Below are 15,172 nucleotides of genomic sequence, written 5' to 3' on the forward strand. Positions count from 1 at the left end.
CCCCTCAGGGGCTGGGGAACCAGAGGCGGGCGTGCAGGCCGCTGGGCTCGTTGGCGAGCAGGTCCAGGCGGCCGGACGACGCCTCGACGAGGACCGCGACGATCGGCAGGCCGAGGCCGCTGCCGTCGACGTTCTGCGTGCCGGGAGCCCGCCAGAAGCGTTCGGTGGCCAGCTCGCGCTGCTGCTCGGTGAGGCCGGGGCCGGTGTCGAGCACGTGGACGGCGACGCCGCCCTCGTCGGCGACCGGGCGGACGGTGACGGTGCTGCCCTCGGCGGAGAACTTGACGGCGTTGTCGATGAGCGCGTCGAGCGCCTGGTCGAGCGCGGTCGTCACGGCGCGGGCCTTCAGCGAGTGCGGCGGCCGGACGTAGCGCAGCGTGATGGTCTTCCGCGCGGCGACCGGCTGCCACGCGACGACCCGCGCCCACGCGACCTCGCCGGCGTCGATGTCGGCGAGCTCGAAGCGGCCCCGCTCGGCGCGGGCGAGGGCGAGGAGGCTGTCGAGGACCTCGCCGAGGCGCTCGACCTCCTCCAGGGCCAGGCGGTGCCCCTCGACGGCCTGCGGGTCGGTGAGGTCGGCGCCGAGGTCCTCGACCCGCAGCCGCACCGCGGTGAGCGGGTTGCGCAGCTGGTGACTGGCGTGCGAGACGAACGCGCGCTGCCGCTCCAGGGAGTCGGCGACGGTCGCGGCCATCTCGTTGAACGCGGAGCCGAGCCGGCGCAGCTCCGGCGGGCCGTCGGCGGCGGGGACCCGGGCGGCGTAGTCGCCGGCGCCGAGCTCGTGGGCGGCCGCGTCGAGCTCGGCGACGGGCCGCAGCGTCCAGCGGGCGAGGGACCAGGCGGCGACGATGCCGGCGAAGAGCACGACGAGCCCGCCGACGGCCAGGACGCTCCAGGTGGTGCGGACCCCGGCGGCGCGGGCGCCGACCGGTGAGACGGTGACGACCGCGCCGATGACCTCGCCGCCGCGGCCGACGGGGACCGCGACCACGAAGGGCTCGAGGCGCCACGGCCAGATCGTGCCGTCGTCGCTGGCCTCGCGCCCTTCGAGGGCCCGGCGGGTCTGCCGCTGCACCGCCTTGTCCGCGAGATCGACGCTGGGCCGGGACGACACGACGTCGAAGGCGTCCTGGTTCACCACGATCACGGCGATGCCGTAGACCTGGTAGTAGCGGGCGAACTCGGCGGCGAGCTCGGTGGTCTTGCCCTTCGTGCGCAGCGCCGGCTCGGCGAGCGTGGCGAAGCGGGTGGCGTCGGCGAGCCGGTCGGCGACGACCTGCTGGGTGTCGCGGCCGGCGATGCTCAGCGCGAAGGGCACCTCCAGGGCGGCCAGCACCAGCAACAGCAGCAACAGGTAGGTGGCGACGATGCGGACCCGCACAGGCCGGTGCCTCTCTACAGACCCGGGACGAGGCGGTATCCGACGCCACGGACGGTCTGCACCAGGCCGGGCACGTCGAGCTTCGCCCGCAGCGAGCCGACGTGCACGTCGAGGGTGTGCCGGCCGACGAAGCTGGTCTGCCACACCGCGAGGATCAGCCGGTCGTAGGACACGACGACGCCGGGGGTGCGCACGAGCACCGCGAGGATCTCGAACTCCTTGCGGGTGAGCGAGACGTCCCGGCCGGCGACGGCGACCTGCCTGGCGGCGACGTCGACCCGGACCGGCCCGGCCGCGAGCACCTCGACGGTGGACTGCGGCGCCCGCGACGCGCGGCGCAGGACCGCCTCGATGCGCGCGTTGAGCTCGGCCATCGAGTAGGGCTTCACGACGTAGTCGTCGGCGCCGGTCTGCAGGCCGATGACCCGGTCGCGCTCCTCGCCGCGGGCGGTGACGGCGATGATCGCCACCGTCTCGTCCTTGCGGCGCAGGGTGCGACACACCTCGATGCCGTCGCCGTCGGGCAGGTTGAGGTCGAGCAGCACCAGGTCGAAGGGCTCACCGGCGAACGTGTCGAGCGCCGACTGGGCCGTCGGGCAGTGCGCGACGTCGTGCCCGCGCCTGCGCAGGGCGGTGGCCAGCGCGGCCGCCACCCTGGCGTCGTCCTCGACCAGCATCACGCGCATGATCGGCCCATAGCAGAACCGCCGTCGTCTTCGACCAACATCACTCGCATCGTGCGCCCATGGTAGAGGAGCGAGGGTTCAGATGAGGGTCCGCAGCGCCTTCCGGTTCAGCTTGCCGACCGACGTCAGTGGTATCCGCTCCAGGACGCGGATCTCCCGCGGCCGTTTCGTCGGTGCGAGGTGCTCGCGGGCGTAGGCGTCGAGCTCCTCGGCCCCTGTGCCCGCGACCGCCGCGGCGCTGGTCAGCGACACGAACGCGATCACCTCCTCGCCCAGCCGCTCGTCCGGGCGGCCGGCGACGGCGGCCATGGCGACCGCGGGGTGCGCGGTGAGCACGTCCTCGACGTCGAGGGCACCACCCTCGCAGCCGGCCGCTGCACGCAGGTGCTGATGCCGGTCTGACCGTTTCCGCCCGGTTTCACAGCGTCAAGTTTCCGTCAAGGAACGACGCCCGCAATTCCGTCGGTACGGTCGGACCCGCCACGGTGAACGGGTGAACATCGTGTCAACCGGCGAGCGCTACCGCGCCTCGACCGTCGCCGCGTTCGAGGCGGCCGTGCTGGTGCGATGTACAGGGGTGTGTGGCGGAGGAGGACGGGCCCGGGCGCTGGGGGGCTCCCGGGTCCGTTCCGCCTTCACGCACGCGCCCGCGGGGGTGCTCGCCGAGTTCAGCCGGTCCGTCGCCGCGGAACGGCTGGTCGAGCTGCTGGGAGCGGCCGGCCACTCGGCGAGCGTGCACCGCTACACCGCCGGCACGCGCCACCGGTACGAGATCTTCCGGGTCGTCACCGGCCCGACGACCGCGGCGTTCCTCGACAGCGCCTGGCAGCAGGGCTACCTCGACCTGTGCGGCGTCCCCGATCAGCCGCGCTCGGCCCGCCAGATCCGCCACGCCCGCCGGCTCGCCGAATCGGCGTGGCGGGGCGTGCTGCTGGTGTCGGGCCCGTCCCGGTCCGGCTCCCCCGGCCTGCGCGTCGCCGATCTGGAGACCGCCACGGTCCTGATCCGCGCCGGCCGGACGATGAGCATGCCGGTCCGCATGAGCACCCGCCCCGGCGGGCAGATCCTCCTCGTCATGCCGCAGCAGGCCGCGGCCTAGCCCTTCACCGCTTCGAACTTCCGCTCCAGGCCCTCCACCAGGGCCTCCAGGCCGAGCTCGAACGCGCTGTCGTCGACGTGCGCGTGCCGGCCCGCGAGCAGGTGGGCGTCGCGCAGGTGCGGGTAGTCCCGCGCGTACAGGTCGGGATCGTCGACGAAGCCGAGCGCGAACGAGCCCAGCGCCGAGCCGGCGACGAAGAACCGCATGGTCGCGCCGATGCGGGTCGCGTGCCCCGGCGGCCAGCCAGCGTCGACCAGCGCGCCGTGCACGGCGTCGGCCAGGCGCAGCGACGCCGGGCGGCGGGCCGGGCCGCGGGCCAGGAACGGCACCACATTGGGATGGGCGCGGAACGCCGCCCGGTAGGCCCGCGCCCACGCCTTCAGCGCCTCCGGCCACGGGTCGCGGCCCAGCATCGACAGGTCGACGCCCGCCACGATGCTGTCGCCGACCGCGTCGACGATCTGCTCCTTCGTGGCGAAGTGGTTGTACAGCGACGGCGCCTGGACGCCCAGCTCGCGGGCCAGCCGCCGGGTGGACAGCGCGTCGAGCCCGTCGGCGTCGACGATCGCGGTGGCGACCTCGACGATCCGGTCACGGCTGAGGAGTGGCGTTCTGGGGCGGACCATGGCTACGATCTTACGAAACTAACGGCGTTAGTTAACGGACCGGGCTCTCAGCGACCTCAGGGGCTGCCATGGACTTCACGCTCAGCGACGAGCAGCGCGCGATCCGACAGGTGACCGCCGAGTTCGTCGACCGGGAGATCACCCCGCACGCCGCCGCCTGGGACCGGGCCGAGCAGGTCGACCTCGCCGTCGTCAAGAAGCTCGCCGGCCTGGGCATCCTCGGCATCACGATCCCCGAGGAGCACGGCGGCGGCGGCGGCGACCACACCACCTACTGCCTGGTCCTCGAAGAGCTCGGCAAGGGCGACTCGTCGGTGCGCGGCATCGTGTCGGTGTCCCTCGGCCTGGTCGCCAAGAGCATCAACGGCTACGGCACGCCCGAGCAGAAGGCGGCCTGGCTGCCGCGGCTGTGCGGCGGCGACGCCCTCGGCTGCTTCGCGCTGACCGAGCCCGGCACCGGCTCCGACGCGGGTGCCCTGACCACGCGGGCCACCCGGGTGGACGGCGGCTGGCGCCTGGACGGTGCGAAGATGTTCATCACCAACGGCACCTGGGCGCGGGTCGCGCTGGTCTTCGCCCGCACCGGCGAACCCGGCCCGAAGGGCGTCTCGGCCTTCCTGGTCCCGACGGACACGGCGGGGCTGCACGTGGAGGAGATCCACGGCAAGCTCGGGCTGCGCGGGCAGGCGACCGCGGCGCTGACCTTCGAGGGCGTCACCGTCGGCGACGACGCGCTGCTCGGCGACCTCGGCCAGGGCTTCAGGATCGCGATGTCGGCCCTGGCGAAGGGGCGGATGTCCCTGGCGGCCGGCTGCGTCGGGATCATCCAGGGCTGCCTCGACGCCGCCGTCGCCTACGCGAAGCAGCGCGAGCAGTTCGGCCGGCCGATCGCCTCGTTCCAGCTCGTGCAGCAGCTCATCGCCGACATCTCCGTCGAGGCCGACGCGGCCCGGCTGCTCACCTGGCGGGTCGCCGACCTGATCGACCGGGGGCTGCCCTTCGCCACCGAGTCGTCCACGGCGAAGCTCTACGCGTCGGAGGCCGCGGTCCGCGCGGCGAACAACGCCCTGCAGGTGTTCGGCGGTTACGGCTACATCGACGAGTACCCGGTGGGCAAATACCTGCGCGACGCGCGGGTCACTACCGTGTACGAGGGGACGAGCCAGATCCAGAAACTCATCATCGGCCGCGCCCTGACCGGCGTGAACGCGTTCGTCTGAGCCGTTTCTACAGGGAGATCTCAACGATGAGCATCGACGTCTACAACCCGGCCACCGAGGAGGTCGTCGGGTCCGTGCCCGAGACCGCTTCCGTGGACCCGGCCGTCGCCGCCGCCCGGGCCGCGCTCGGGCCGTGGTCGGCGCTGTCCCGGGCGGAGCGCGCCGCGCACCTCGCCGCGCTGCGTGACCTCCTGGCGGCGCACGCCGACGAGCTCGCCGGCATCATCACGTCGGAGATGGGCGCCCCCCTCGCGGTGGCCCGCAAGGTGCAGGTGGGGCTGCCGATCGCGGTGCTGTCCTCGATGGTCGACCTGCTCGGCACCGACGCGCCGCAGGAGCGGATCGGCAACTCGCTGATCGTGCGTGACCCGGTCGGGGTCGTCGGCGCCATCACCCCGTGGAACTATCCGCTGCACCAGACGATCGCGAAGCTCGCCCCGGCCCTCGCCGCCGGCAACACCGTCGTGCACAAGCCGAGCGAGGTCGCGCCGCTGTCCGCGCTGCGCCTCGCCGAGCTGGTCCGCGAGGCCGGGCTGCCCGGCGGCGTCTACAACCTCGTCACCGGCTACGGCGACCCGACGGGGGCGGCGCTCGCCGGGCACCCCGGGATCGACCTCGTGTCGTTCACCGGGTCGACGGGCGCCGGTCGCACCGTGGCGGCACTCGCGGCCCGGCACCTGACGCGGGTGTCGCTCGAGCTCGGCGGGAAGTCGGCGAACGTGATCCTGCCCGACGCCGACCTGGCCGCCGCGGTCAAGGTCGGCGTCGGCAACTGCTACCTGAACTCCGGCCAGACCTGCACCGCCTGGACCCGCCTGCTCGTGCACGAGTCCCAGCACGACGAGGTGGTCGACCTGGCGGTCGCGGCGGCGTCGCGGTACACCGTCGGCGACCCCACCGACCCGTCGACCCGCCTCGGACCCCTTGCGTCGGCGGCGCAGCGCGACCGGGTGCGCTCCTACGTGGCACGTGGCCTCGCCGACGGCGCGAAGCTCGCCCTCGGCAACGGCGCCGTGCCGGACGTCGGGTATTACGTGGCGCCGGTCGTGTTCGCCGACGTCGACCCCGGTGCCGTCATCGCCCAGGAGGAGATCTTCGGCCCGGTGCTGTCGATCATCCGGTACCGCGACGAGGACGACGCCGTGCGGATCGCCAACGCGACGCCGTACGGCCTAGCGGGCAGCGTCTGGTCCGGCTCCCAGGATCGTGCGCTGGCCGTCGCGCGGCGGCTGCGGACCGGGCAGGTCGACGTCAACGGCGGGTCGTTCAACCCCCTCGCGCCGTTCGGCGGGATCGGGGACTCCGGATATGGGCGCGAGCTCGGCGTCCACGGCTACGAGGAGTTCACGACGGTGAAGGCGATCCAGCTGTGACCGCCGCTCTGGTGCTCCGCGCCGTGGACGGGCCCGTCCACGTCGAGGACGTCGCGCTGAACCCCGTCGGGCCTTCGCAGGTGCGGGTGCGGCTCGCCGCCGCCGGCGTCTGCCACTCCGACCTGTCCCTGGCCAACGGCACGCTCCGGCAGCCGTTCCCGGTCGTGCTCGGCCACGAGGGCGCCGGGGTGGTCGTCGAGACCGGGCCGGACGTCTCGGACGTCTCGGTCGGCGACCACGTGGTGCTGAACTGGTCGCCGCCGTGCCGGTCCTGCTGGTTCTGCGAGTCCGGCGAGCCGTACCTGTGCTCGCACGCGGACGACGCGCGTGGGGTGCCCTACGCCCGGGCCGCGGACGGCTCGGAGCTGTACGCGGGCCTCGGCACCGGCGCGTTCGCCACCGAGACCGTCGTCGGCGCCCACGCGTGCATTCCCGTGCCCGCCGACGTCCCCCTCGACGAGGCGGCCCTGCTCGGCTGCGCGGTCCTCACCGGCGTCGGGGCGGTGCTCAACGCCGCCCGCGTGGTCCCGGGCCAGTCCGTGGCCGTGATCGGCCTCGGCGGCGTCGGCCTCGCCGCGCTGCAGGGCGCCCGCATCGCCGGCGCGTCGACCGTCATCGCCGTCGACGCGTCACCGGCCAAGGAGGAGCTCGCACTGTCCCTCGGCGCGACCCACTTCCTCTCCCCCGGCCGGTCCCTGGCGAAGGAGGTCCGCGCGCTCACCTCCGGCCGCGGCGCCGACCACGCGATCGAGTGCGTCGGCCGGGCCACCACGATCAGGGCCGCGTGGTCCGTCACCCGCCGCGGCGGCCGGGCCACCGTCCTCGGGCTCGGCTCCACCACGGACGAGGTGACGTTCAACGCCCTGGAGGTGGCGTACTTCGCGCGCACGCTGCAGGGCTGCATGTACGGCAGCACCGACCCGGCCGTCGACGTGCCGGTCCTGCTGTCGCACTACCGCTCAGGCGCGCTGAACCTGTCCGCCCTCGTCACCGACCACATCTCCCTGGCCGAGGTGGGCGACGCCTTCACCCGCATGCGCGACGGCGTCGGCGCCCGCACCCTCGTCCACTTCTGACCGGCCCCCCACCGCCACCGCCGCTGCTGCCGCCGCCGTCGTCGTCGTCGTCCGCAGGATGACCGCGGCGACGAGGGCGGGGTCGTCGCTCATCGGGACGTGGCCGCAGCCGTCGAGCGTCACGTGGCGGGCGTCGGGGAGACGGTCGCGGGCGACGCCGGCCTGGACCGGCAGGAAGATCCGGTCGCGGGAGCCCCACGCGATCGTGACCGGGACGCCGGGGCGGCTCGTGTACGCGTAGTCGCGGCCGTGCCGGGCGACGGCGGCGAAGCCTTTGCCGCCGCGCAGGGCCAGGGTGTCGGCGAGGGCGCGTTCGGCGGTGAGGACGCCGGGGTCGCGGACCAGCCAGCCGAAGGAGAATGCCCTGCCGAAGCCGGTGCGGTAGAAGACCTTCAGCAGCGGGGCCGGGGTGAAGGCGCCGGCGCGGTGGCCGCGCAGGATGCCCAGCGCCCGGCGCACCTGGGCGGGGGTGCAGAAGCCGGCCGGTGACAGGGCGGTCACCGAGCGGGCCTGACCGGCGGCGGCGAGCTCCAGGGCGATCGCGCCGCCGAGGCTGTTGCCGGCGACGTGCGGGCGGTCCAGCCCCGCCTCGGCGAAGAACCCGGCGAGCGCCTCGACGGCGCTGGGCATGCCACGGTTCTCGGCGGGCGCCGGGGAGCGGCCGAAGCCGGGCAGGTCGACGGCGATCACGTCGTGGTGCTCGGCGAGCAGGTCGATGACAGGTTCCCAGGCGCGCCAGTGGTGGCCGATGCCGTGGATGAGCACGAGCGGCTCCCCCGCGCCTTTCCGGACGGTATACAGGCTCATGCCGCCGCCTCGCTCCGCTCACCGGCGCCACGAGACACCAGAACACTCCGCCACAAGATTCGCTCGCTCATGCGGTCACCTCGTACGCGTGGGGGTCGAAGCGCCGCATCCGCCGGCGGAAGCGCCAGGTCGACCCGGGCCACAGGGTCGAGTTGCGGCCGGTCGCGTCGATGTACCAGCTGCTGCAGCCGCCGGTCGCCCAGACGGTCCTGGCCATGCGGCGGTCGACGGCGGCCGCGAACGCCCGCTGCGCCTCGGCCCGCGGCTCGACGCTGCGGGCGCGTTCCAGGGTCCGCAGGGCGCCGAGGACGTATTCGACCTGCGCCTCGATCATCAGCACGACCGAGTTGTGGCCGAGGCCGGTGTTGGGGCCGAGCAGCAGGAACAGGTTGGGGAAGCCGGCGACGGTCGTGCCGCGGTACGCCCGCGGGCTGCCCTGCCACACCTCGGCGAGGCTGCGGCCGTCGCGGCCGCGGACGCGTTCGGAGATCGGCAGGTCGGTGACGTGGAACCCGGTGCCGAAGATGATGGTGTCGGCCTCGTGCTCGACACCGTCGCGGGTGACGATCCCCTGTGGACGGACCTCGGCGATCGCGGCGGTCACCACGTCGACGTTGTCCCTGGTCAGCGCCGGATAGTAGGTGTCGGACCGCAGGACGCGCTTGCAGCCCATCGCGTAGTGCGGGGTCAGTCGCGCGCGCAGCCCCGGGTCGGCGACGGCGGACCGCAGGTTGCGCAGCGCGATCCGTTGCGCCAGCCGCATCACGGACGGGCGCAGGAAGCCGATGACCGTGGACTCGATCGCCCAGTAGACGATCGTGCGCATCGCCCGCTGCGCGCCCGGGATCCGCCGGTACAGACGGTGCTCCCAGTCCCTCAGGGGCCGCTCGTTGCGGGGCATGACCCACGCGGCGGTGCGCTGGAAGAGGGTCAGCCGGGCGACGGACGGCTGGATCGCCGGCACGAACTGGATCGCCGACGCGCCGGTGCCGATGACGGCGACCTTGCGGCCGGTCAGGTCGAGGCCATGGTCCCAGCGCGAGGAGTGGAACGTCTCGCCGCGGAACGTCTCCAGGCCGGCGAGCTTCGGGATGACCGGCTCGTTGAGCGGGCCACCGGCGCTGATCAGGACGTCGGCGGTCCACTCGCCGCAGGACGTCTCGATCCGCCAGTGCCCGGCGCGCTCGTCCCAGCACGCGAGCCGCACGTCGGTGTCGAAGCTGATGCGCGGGCGCAGGTCGAACCGGTCCGCGCAGCGGCGCAGGTACTGCCAGATCTCCGGCTGCGGCGAGTAGGTGCTGCTCCAGCCGGGGTTGAGCGCGAAGGAGAACGAGTAGACGTGCGAGGGGACGTCGCAGGCGCAGCCGGGATAGGAGTTGTCGCGCCAGGTGCCGCCGAGGTCGCCGGCCCGCTCGAAGACGACGAAGTCGTCGTGGCCGTGCTGCTTGAGCCGGATCGCGGCGCCCAGGCCACCGAAGCCCGCGCCGACGATCGCGATCCTGACATGCATGCAGCCTCCCTGGTACCGACTGGTACCAGGGAGGCTACCACCGGGTAGCTTGCCGTGGAAGCGTTACAGACCCAGCAGGCGGTCGAGGAAGTCGCGGTACTGGCGGACCGCCGCCCGCAGCCGCTCGGTGTCCTCGCCGCCCTCGGACTGCCAGGCGCTCAGCTGCGACCGCTGCGACTCGAGGGCGCCGGTGACGGTGGAGACCGCCTCGGCGACGAGCTGGTCGGCCTCGCCCGCGACGGACCGCGGGTCGTCGATGAACCGCAGCTGCAGCTCACGCCACCGCTCCCGCAGACCTTCGGCGGCGCCGTCGGCCCAGAGCGCGCCGACGGGCACCGGCTCGACCGCACCGGGCCGCAGGTCCTGCCCGGCTCCGGCGTCGGTGGTGCCGGTGCCGGCCGGCACGGGGACCGCGACGACGTCGCCGGCGTCGAGCGCTTCGCCGCCTTCCAGGGCCTCGCTAGCGGCGGGCTCGTCGGTCCCGGCGTACGCGCCGGTGGCGACGGGCTCGTCGGCCAGAACCGGCCCGGCGAGGGTGTCGTCCCGCCGCTCGTCCTCGGTGTCCGCGTCGGTGTCGTCGGCGACATCGACATCCGCATCCGCGTCGGAGCCGCTGGTGGTGTCGGCGTACGTGGACGCGTCGCTGTCGGCGGGCGCGTCGTCGTCGGTGCGCGGGTCCGCGTCGTCGACGTGGGTGCCGGCCGCGTCGTCCGCAAGGACGGCGGTGCGGTCGTCCGCGTAGGCGTCGACGTGGTCGCCGGTGCGCGCGTCGGCCTCGACCGCGTCCGTGCCGGTGCGGTCGTCCGCATCGTCCACGAGGACGGCGGTGCGGTCGTCCGCATCGTCGTCGCGGTCGACGGCCGTGCCGGTGCCCGCCTGGTCCTCCGGCAGGGAGCCGGCCCGCAGCTGGGTCGCGTGGTCCGCGGCCCACGCACGGTCCTCGGCGTCCTCCTCGGCGGCGGCCTCGGCCTCGTCGCGTTCGTCGGTCCGCACCGTGTCGCGGTCGTCGTCGGAGTGCGCCGTCACGTCCCCGGGGACGAAGTCGGCGTCGCCGCGGGCCTCGTCCTCCTCGCGGGCGTCGAGCTCGCCGGCGTCATCCCCGGCGCGTTCGCCGGCGATGGCCCGGTCGTGGTCGACGACCTCGACGTCGTCGCGGTCGGCGATGCCGTCGTGGTCGGCGTCGGTCAGGGCGGACCCGGACGCGTACGTCCCGGCCGGGTACGTCTCGCCCTCCCGCACGTCGTCGGCGCGGTCGTCGCTGTCGTGCTCGTGGTCGGTGTGGGCGGTGCCCACGGCCGTGTCGTCAGTCCCGTCACCGTCCCGGTCGTCGGGCCGGTCGGCGATGTCCGCCCAGGCGCCGTCCTCGGCCGGGTGGCGGGGGGCGGGCACGTGGCTCTCGTCGAGGTTGCCGCGTTGATCCTGCATCGGAGGATTCCTTTCCCGGTCCTACGACCGGCGGCTGGTGTCGTGGGGGACGTCCTCGGGGTCGCGCTGCGCCGGGACGTCGGCGTCGTCCGCGTCGGTACGGGCGGCGGAGCGGCGAACCGCGTCGGCGTCATGACGGCCGCCGGCGTCGACCTCGGCCACGGTGTCGGTGCCGGTGTCGGTGCCGGTGTCGGTGTCGGTGTCGGTCGAGGCCAGGGTGCCGGTGTCGGTGGTGGCCACGGTGTCGGTGGAGGAGGACACGGAGTCGGTGGAGGACGCGGTCGCGGCGCCGGGGGTGGCGTCGACGCCGAGCAGGTCGGAGAAGAGCGTGCGGTAGTGCACGACCGCCTGGCGCAGCTGCTCGGTCGTGGCCTCGCCGCTGTCGCTGAGCCGGCTGATCTCGTGCGCGTCGCGGTAGTGGCCGAGGGTCCGGGCGTGCTCCACGGACAGGTGCGCGACCTGCTCCTCGTATTCGCCGGTCGGGTAGCCGCGCTCGGCGATCAGCTCGGTGACCAGGGCGTCGGCGTCACGGACGGCGCCGGCCGGGTCGTCGAGGAACCGGGCCTGGATCTCGCTCCACGCGGCGGTGTACCGGGTGCGCGCCTCGGGGGTGAGGTCGCGCAGCTCCAGCTCGGCGTGGCGGCGTTCCCGCTCGCGGAGCTCACGTTCGACGGCGACGCGGCTGTCACCCTCGGCGACGGCCCGGTCGTACTCGGGGCCGAACCGGTGCTGCAGCGCCCGCCGCCGGGTGACGAACCAGATGCCGTAACCGATCGCCGCGATCACCAGGAGCACAACGATCGTGATGAGAACTTGGGTGGTTGTCATGGCGGTCCTCCTTCACAGGAGGTATGCCCGCCAGACCGGCAGTATCAAACGAGAACGGTCATTCCGGACCGGTGCCGAGGTCGGCGACGGGTCCGGTGCCGACGGGGCCGCCCGTCACGAACCCACGAGGTGGTTCAGGAAGTCGCGGTACCCGTGGACCGCCGCCCGCAGCTGCTCGGTGTCGTCGCGGCCGCTGGCCCGCCACGTGCTGAGCTGGTCCTTGCGCGCGTTCAGCGACGCGGTCACCCCCGCGAGGGCGTCGTCGACGAGCCGCTCGGCCTCGCCGGCCGCGGTCTGCGGGTCGTCGACGAAGCGCAGCTGCAGCTCCTGCCAGCGGGCGCGCACCTCGTACGCGTGACCCTCCGACGTCAGCGAGGACGTCGCCGACGCGAAGTAGGTCCCGCCCGCCGGCACGGACGACATCGGTGACGGCATCTGGGGCACGCCGGTCGCCGCGCCGTAGGCGGCGCCGTATGCCGCCTGCGCGGGCATCCCGTTGGGTGCCATCGCGTTGGGTGCCATGCCACCGGGTGCCATGCCATTGGGTGTCATCGCGTTGGGTGCCATCGCGTTGGGTGCCATGCCACCGGGTGCCATGCCGTTCGGCGACATCCCGTTGGCCGGCATCGTGCTGGCAGGCATCGCCGCGGGCATGGTTCCCGCGGCGGCCGGCGCCGGCGGGCGGGGCGCGGGCGGGGTCGACGAGGTGGCCGTCTCCTCCTCTTCCTCCTCCTTGCCGCCGCGCAGCAGGATCCAGCCGCCGACGGCCAGTGCCAGGACCACCAGACCGATCGTGATCGTCGTCGAGTTCATGGGGAACCCCCTACAGGCCGAGGATGCGGTCGAGGAACTCGCGGTAGTCGCGCAGCGAGGCGCGCAGGTTCTCGGTGTCGACGCCGCGGCTGGCCCGCTGCTGGTGCAGCTGGCTGCGCCGGGCGTCGAGGGAGGCGGTCAGGGACGCGACCGCCTCCTGGACGAGCCGTTCGGCCTCCCCCGCGACGAGGTGCGGGTCGTCGAGGAACTTCGCCTGGAGTTCCTGCCAGCGGCCGCGGATGCGCTGCCGGTCGCTGTCGTTCCACATGGACGCGAGGGTCGCGGCGGGAGTGCCGCCGGTGTTCGCCCGGAAGTTGATCTGCGGTGACAGGGGTGGCGCGGGCGCCGGCGGCTCGTCGTCAGGCTGAGCCGCCAGCTCCGGCACCGACTCGTCGGCTTCAGGTTGCATTGCGCGGTCCTACCCAGGACCACGGAACAAAACCCCCTGGCTCCCCGGGCGAGGAACACGTCCGGCGCCGGGGCCGGACCGGGCGATGCCGGCGTTCAGGGCGACGATGTCACCCGGTGAGCGGCGGAAGTCCACCCCGTACACCCTCCGGAGCGTCTCCGGTGCGGCCCCGTTCCGTCGTACATGTCGGACATTTTTGCCGTCGACGCGTGACCCCCACCACCCTTGAGGGGTTTCGCAAGCCGACCGCAAGTGGCCGCCAAGTGGGGCCCGGCAGAGTGCTCAGCATGACGACGAAGCGCAGCATCTGGGCCGGACCGACCTTCACCTCCACCATCGACGCCGCTGTCTCAACCCCGCACTTGGACCATGACAAAACCGCCGCTGGTGCGCCATGACGCGGGCAGCTTCGCCTCGACGCCCGCGGCCAACCCGGCGACCACGTCCGACTTCACCGTCCGCAGGGCCGCGACCGGCCCCGGAAAGTACGCGGTGAGCTCCGCGAACGACGTCTCCGGCGCCCAGTCGCGATCCCCCACCAGGCGCCGGTAGTTGAGATCACCCTTGAGGATGGTCAGCGTCGCCGCCCCGAAGCGGGCGGCGAGGCCGGCCGGCAGGTCAGGGAACTCCAGCGGCGCGCAGTAGAACGGGTCGGTGACGAGCTCCAGGCTCCCGGCCCGCAGTGCCGTCCACAGCCGCCGCCCGACGGCGCTGCCGGCCCCGAAACGCCGCAGTTCCGCCAGGACGTCGGCGGTCAGCGCGTCGGAGACGAAGTACGGCGCGGGCTTGACGTGCAGCTCGACCCTCGCGGCCCGGCCGGTGCGCAGCAGGAAGTCGATGAGCACCAGGTCCGGCAGCAGCTCCCGGCCGGCGTTGTCGGCGACCACGCAGACGGTGCCGCCACCGGCCAGCTGCCAGAGCCGCCCGGTGTCGTCCGCGACGAGCTCGGCGCTCGCCTCGGAAAGGCCGTGCGCCAGCTGGAACCCCAGATCCGCCCGGTTGCCCCACAGCGCCGCCGCGACCAGCGCCGCGGCCTGCTCGTCCTCGGGCAGGTCCTGCAGCGCGTCGAGCGCCGCCAGCTCCTCCCACCCCGGCAGGCCGGCGGCCTTCTGCGGCCCGAACGGGTCGATCCCCCGCCACGGACCCGGCTCGTGGTAGCCCGTCGCGTACAGCAGCCGCCGGTAGAAGTAGTTCTCCGCCCACAGGAACGGCACGTCGAACATCGACCGGCCGAAGTGCGGCGCGCCCCAGCGGTCCCAGTCCTCGCAGTCGTGGGCGTCGCGCGGCAGCGGGGTGACCGTGGGGTCCTGCAAGAGCCCTGCAAGCCCGTCCCGCACCGCCGGCGCGAAGGGGAAGTCCGCCAGGACGCGGGCCACGATCGCCGGGTGGCGGTCGCGCAGGACGGACGCGGCGAACGACGCGGGATCGGCGCCGCTGATGCGGGCGGGTGAGTCGGCGGGCTCGGCGGGCATGGTGTGAGTATCGCCCTTAGACTCATGGCCATGGACGACACCCTGTTCTACGGTCTCATCGCGATCGGCGGGTTGCTGCTGGTCGGGGTGCTGATCGTCGCGATCGTCCTCGCCACCCGCGTGTGGAAGACCGGCAAATACCTGCAGGCGATGGGCGCCGGTGGCAAGTTCGCCTTCTGGGGCGCGATCATCTACACCGTCTCCCCGGTGGACCTGCTGCCCGACCCGATCTACCTCGACGACGTCGGCGTCCTGGGCGCGGCGCTGATCTATCTGACCCGCCTGGCGACGAAGGCCCGGGAGCGCCAGCAGCAGGGCGGCTCGCTGCTGCCCCCGCAGCTGCAGCGCCGCCCCTCGCAAAAAGCCCGCTGAGGGCGGTCTTCACCCCAAACGACTCTTTGTGCGCCCCGGGCGCCGCGAGTCGTGAACCCGACCGTTGAGCATCAA

16 protein-coding genes are annotated in these 15,172 nt (G+C 73.6%); 5 read left to right on the plus strand and 11 right to left on the minus strand.

Features of this window, described 5'->3' with window-relative positions; all coding sequences use genetic code 11:
• Positions 1–4: 4 nt before the first annotated feature.
• The 3 genes from ABZS58_RS05325 to ABZS58_RS05335 all read right to left on the minus strand — a co-directional run bounded on the left by ABZS58_RS05325 (position 5) and on the right by ABZS58_RS05335 (position 2,403).
• A complete protein-coding gene (locus ABZS58_RS05325) occupies positions 5–1,381 on the minus strand; it encodes a HAMP domain-containing sensor histidine kinase (RefSeq protein WP_354777808.1) in 1,377 nt (458 codons plus the stop codon).
• A gap of 14 nt (positions 1,382–1,395) precedes the next feature.
• Positions 1,396–2,067: a response regulator transcription factor gene (locus ABZS58_RS05330; protein WP_354777810.1), complete on the minus strand. Its 672-nt coding sequence runs from the start codon at positions 2,065–2,067 to the stop codon at positions 1,396–1,398.
• Between the two features lie 78 nt (positions 2,068–2,145).
• Positions 2,146–2,403, minus strand: a complete 258-nt coding sequence (locus ABZS58_RS05335; RefSeq protein WP_354777812.1) for a hypothetical protein — start codon at positions 2,401–2,403, stop codon at positions 2,146–2,148.
• Positions 2,404–2,560: 157 nt separating this feature from the next.
• Between ABZS58_RS05335 and ABZS58_RS05340 the strand changes: the two genes are divergently transcribed.
• Positions 2,561–3,166 (plus strand): hypothetical protein, encoded by a 606-nt coding sequence (locus ABZS58_RS05340; protein WP_354777814.1) that lies wholly within the window; start codon positions 2,561–2,563, stop codon positions 3,164–3,166.
• Here the strand turns inward: ABZS58_RS05340 and ABZS58_RS05345 are convergent.
• Positions 3,163–3,792: a TetR/AcrR family transcriptional regulator gene (locus tag ABZS58_RS05345; RefSeq protein ID WP_354777816.1), complete on the minus strand. Its 630-nt coding sequence runs from the start codon at positions 3,790–3,792 to the stop codon at positions 3,163–3,165. The genes ABZS58_RS05340 and ABZS58_RS05345 overlap by 4 nt on opposite strands.
• A gap of 68 nt (positions 3,793–3,860) precedes the next feature.
• On the opposite strand from ABZS58_RS05345, the gene ABZS58_RS05350 reads away from it, so the two are divergent.
• From ABZS58_RS05350 to ABZS58_RS05360, 3 genes are read left to right on the plus strand one after another with little or no spacing between them, the layout of a single operon-like run.
• Positions 3,861–5,012, plus strand: coding sequence for an acyl-CoA dehydrogenase family protein (locus ABZS58_RS05350; RefSeq protein WP_354777818.1), 1,152 nt, complete (start codon positions 3,861–3,863; stop codon positions 5,010–5,012).
• Positions 5,013–5,038: 26 nt separating this feature from the next.
• Complete coding sequence (locus tag ABZS58_RS05355; protein ID WP_354777820.1) at positions 5,039–6,385, plus strand: aldehyde dehydrogenase family protein; 1,347 nt, start codon at positions 5,039–5,041, stop codon at positions 6,383–6,385.
• Positions 6,382–7,461 (plus strand): Zn-dependent alcohol dehydrogenase, encoded by a 1,080-nt coding sequence (locus ABZS58_RS05360; RefSeq protein ID WP_354777822.1) that lies wholly within the window; start codon positions 6,382–6,384, stop codon positions 7,459–7,461. The genes ABZS58_RS05355 and ABZS58_RS05360 overlap by 4 nt, the downstream gene beginning before the upstream one ends.
• Here the strand turns inward: ABZS58_RS05360 and ABZS58_RS05365 are convergent.
• The 7 genes from ABZS58_RS05365 to ABZS58_RS05395 all read right to left on the minus strand — a co-directional run bounded on the left by ABZS58_RS05365 (position 7,345) and on the right by ABZS58_RS05395 (position 14,725).
• On the minus strand, positions 7,345–8,268 hold the full coding sequence (locus ABZS58_RS05365) for an alpha/beta fold hydrolase (protein WP_354777824.1): 924 nt from the start codon (positions 8,266–8,268) through the stop codon (positions 7,345–7,347). The two genes, ABZS58_RS05360 and ABZS58_RS05365, sit on opposite strands and share 117 nt — an antisense overlap.
• A gap of 67 nt (positions 8,269–8,335) precedes the next feature.
• Positions 8,336–9,778 carry an NAD(P)/FAD-dependent oxidoreductase gene (locus ABZS58_RS05370; RefSeq protein WP_354777826.1) on the minus strand — a complete coding sequence of 481 codons (1,443 nt, stop codon included), beginning with the start codon at positions 9,776–9,778 and terminating at the stop codon, positions 8,336–8,338.
• 63 nt (positions 9,779–9,841) lie between these two features.
• On the minus strand, positions 9,842–11,203 hold the full coding sequence (locus ABZS58_RS05375) for a hypothetical protein (RefSeq protein ID WP_354777828.1): 1,362 nt from the start codon (positions 11,201–11,203) through the stop codon (positions 9,842–9,844).
• A gap of 21 nt (positions 11,204–11,224) precedes the next feature.
• Complete coding sequence (locus ABZS58_RS05380; RefSeq protein WP_354777830.1) at positions 11,225–12,031, minus strand: hypothetical protein; 807 nt, start codon at positions 12,029–12,031, stop codon at positions 11,225–11,227.
• A gap of 114 nt (positions 12,032–12,145) precedes the next feature.
• The gene (locus ABZS58_RS05385) at positions 12,146–12,844 is read right to left on the minus strand and encodes a hypothetical protein (RefSeq protein ID WP_354777832.1); all 699 of its coding nucleotides are present in this window, start codon (positions 12,842–12,844) and stop codon (positions 12,146–12,148) included.
• 10 nt (positions 12,845–12,854) lie between these two features.
• Positions 12,855–13,253, minus strand: coding sequence for a hypothetical protein (locus ABZS58_RS05390; RefSeq protein ID WP_354777834.1), 399 nt, complete (start codon positions 13,251–13,253; stop codon positions 12,855–12,857).
• Positions 13,254–13,603: 350 nt separating this feature from the next.
• Positions 13,604–14,725 carry a damage-control phosphatase ARMT1 family protein gene (locus ABZS58_RS05395; RefSeq protein WP_354777836.1) on the minus strand — a complete coding sequence of 374 codons (1,122 nt, stop codon included), beginning with the start codon at positions 14,723–14,725 and terminating at the stop codon, positions 13,604–13,606.
• 30 nt (positions 14,726–14,755) lie between these two features.
• Between ABZS58_RS05395 and ABZS58_RS05400 the strand changes: the two genes are divergently transcribed.
• On the plus strand, positions 14,756–15,097 hold the full coding sequence (locus tag ABZS58_RS05400) for a YkvA family protein (protein ID WP_354777838.1): 342 nt from the start codon (positions 14,756–14,758) through the stop codon (positions 15,095–15,097).
• Positions 15,098–15,172 lie beyond the last annotated feature (75 nt).

It is taken from the genome of Dactylosporangium sp. NPDC005555 (genome assembly GCF_040605635.1).
Classification (GTDB): Bacteria; Actinomycetota; Actinomycetes; order Mycobacteriales; family Micromonosporaceae; genus Dactylosporangium.

Bases quoted from the DNA above. Each gene is read 5' to 3' on its own strand.
- ABZS58_RS05400 (WP_354777838.1), top strand. From the start codon at position 14,756: ATGGACGACACCCTGTTCTACGGTCTCATCGCGATCGGCGGGTTGCTG.
- ABZS58_RS05355 (WP_354777820.1), top strand. From the start codon at position 5,039: ATGAGCATCGACGTCTACAACCCGGCCACCGAGGAGGTCGTCGGGTCC.
- ABZS58_RS05350 (WP_354777818.1), top strand. From the start codon at position 3,861: ATGGACTTCACGCTCAGCGACGAGCAGCGCGCGATCCGACAGGTGACC.
- ABZS58_RS05385 (WP_354777832.1), bottom strand. From the start codon at position 12,844: ATGAACTCGACGACGATCACGATCGGTCTGGTGGTCCTGGCACTGGCC.
- ABZS58_RS05390 (WP_354777834.1), bottom strand. From the start codon at position 13,253: ATGCAACCTGAAGCCGACGAGTCGGTGCCGGAGCTGGCGGCTCAGCCT.
- ABZS58_RS05395 (WP_354777836.1), bottom strand. From the start codon at position 14,725: ATGCCCGCCGAGCCCGCCGACTCACCCGCCCGCATCAGCGGCGCCGAT.
- ABZS58_RS05345 (WP_354777816.1), bottom strand. From the start codon at position 3,792: ATGGTCCGCCCCAGAACGCCACTCCTCAGCCGTGACCGGATCGTCGAG.
- ABZS58_RS05380 (WP_354777830.1), bottom strand. From the start codon at position 12,031: ATGACAACCACCCAAGTTCTCATCACGATCGTTGTGCTCCTGGTGATC.
- ABZS58_RS05330 (WP_354777810.1), bottom strand. From the start codon at position 2,067: ATGCGCGTGATGCTGGTCGAGGACGACGCCAGGGTGGCGGCCGCGCTG.
- ABZS58_RS05365 (WP_354777824.1), bottom strand. From the start codon at position 8,268: ATGAGCCTGTATACCGTCCGGAAAGGCGCGGGGGAGCCGCTCGTGCTC.
- ABZS58_RS05375 (WP_354777828.1), bottom strand. From the start codon at position 11,203: ATGCAGGATCAACGCGGCAACCTCGACGAGAGCCACGTGCCCGCCCCC.
- ABZS58_RS05370 (WP_354777826.1), bottom strand. From the start codon at position 9,778: ATGCATGTCAGGATCGCGATCGTCGGCGCGGGCTTCGGTGGCCTGGGC.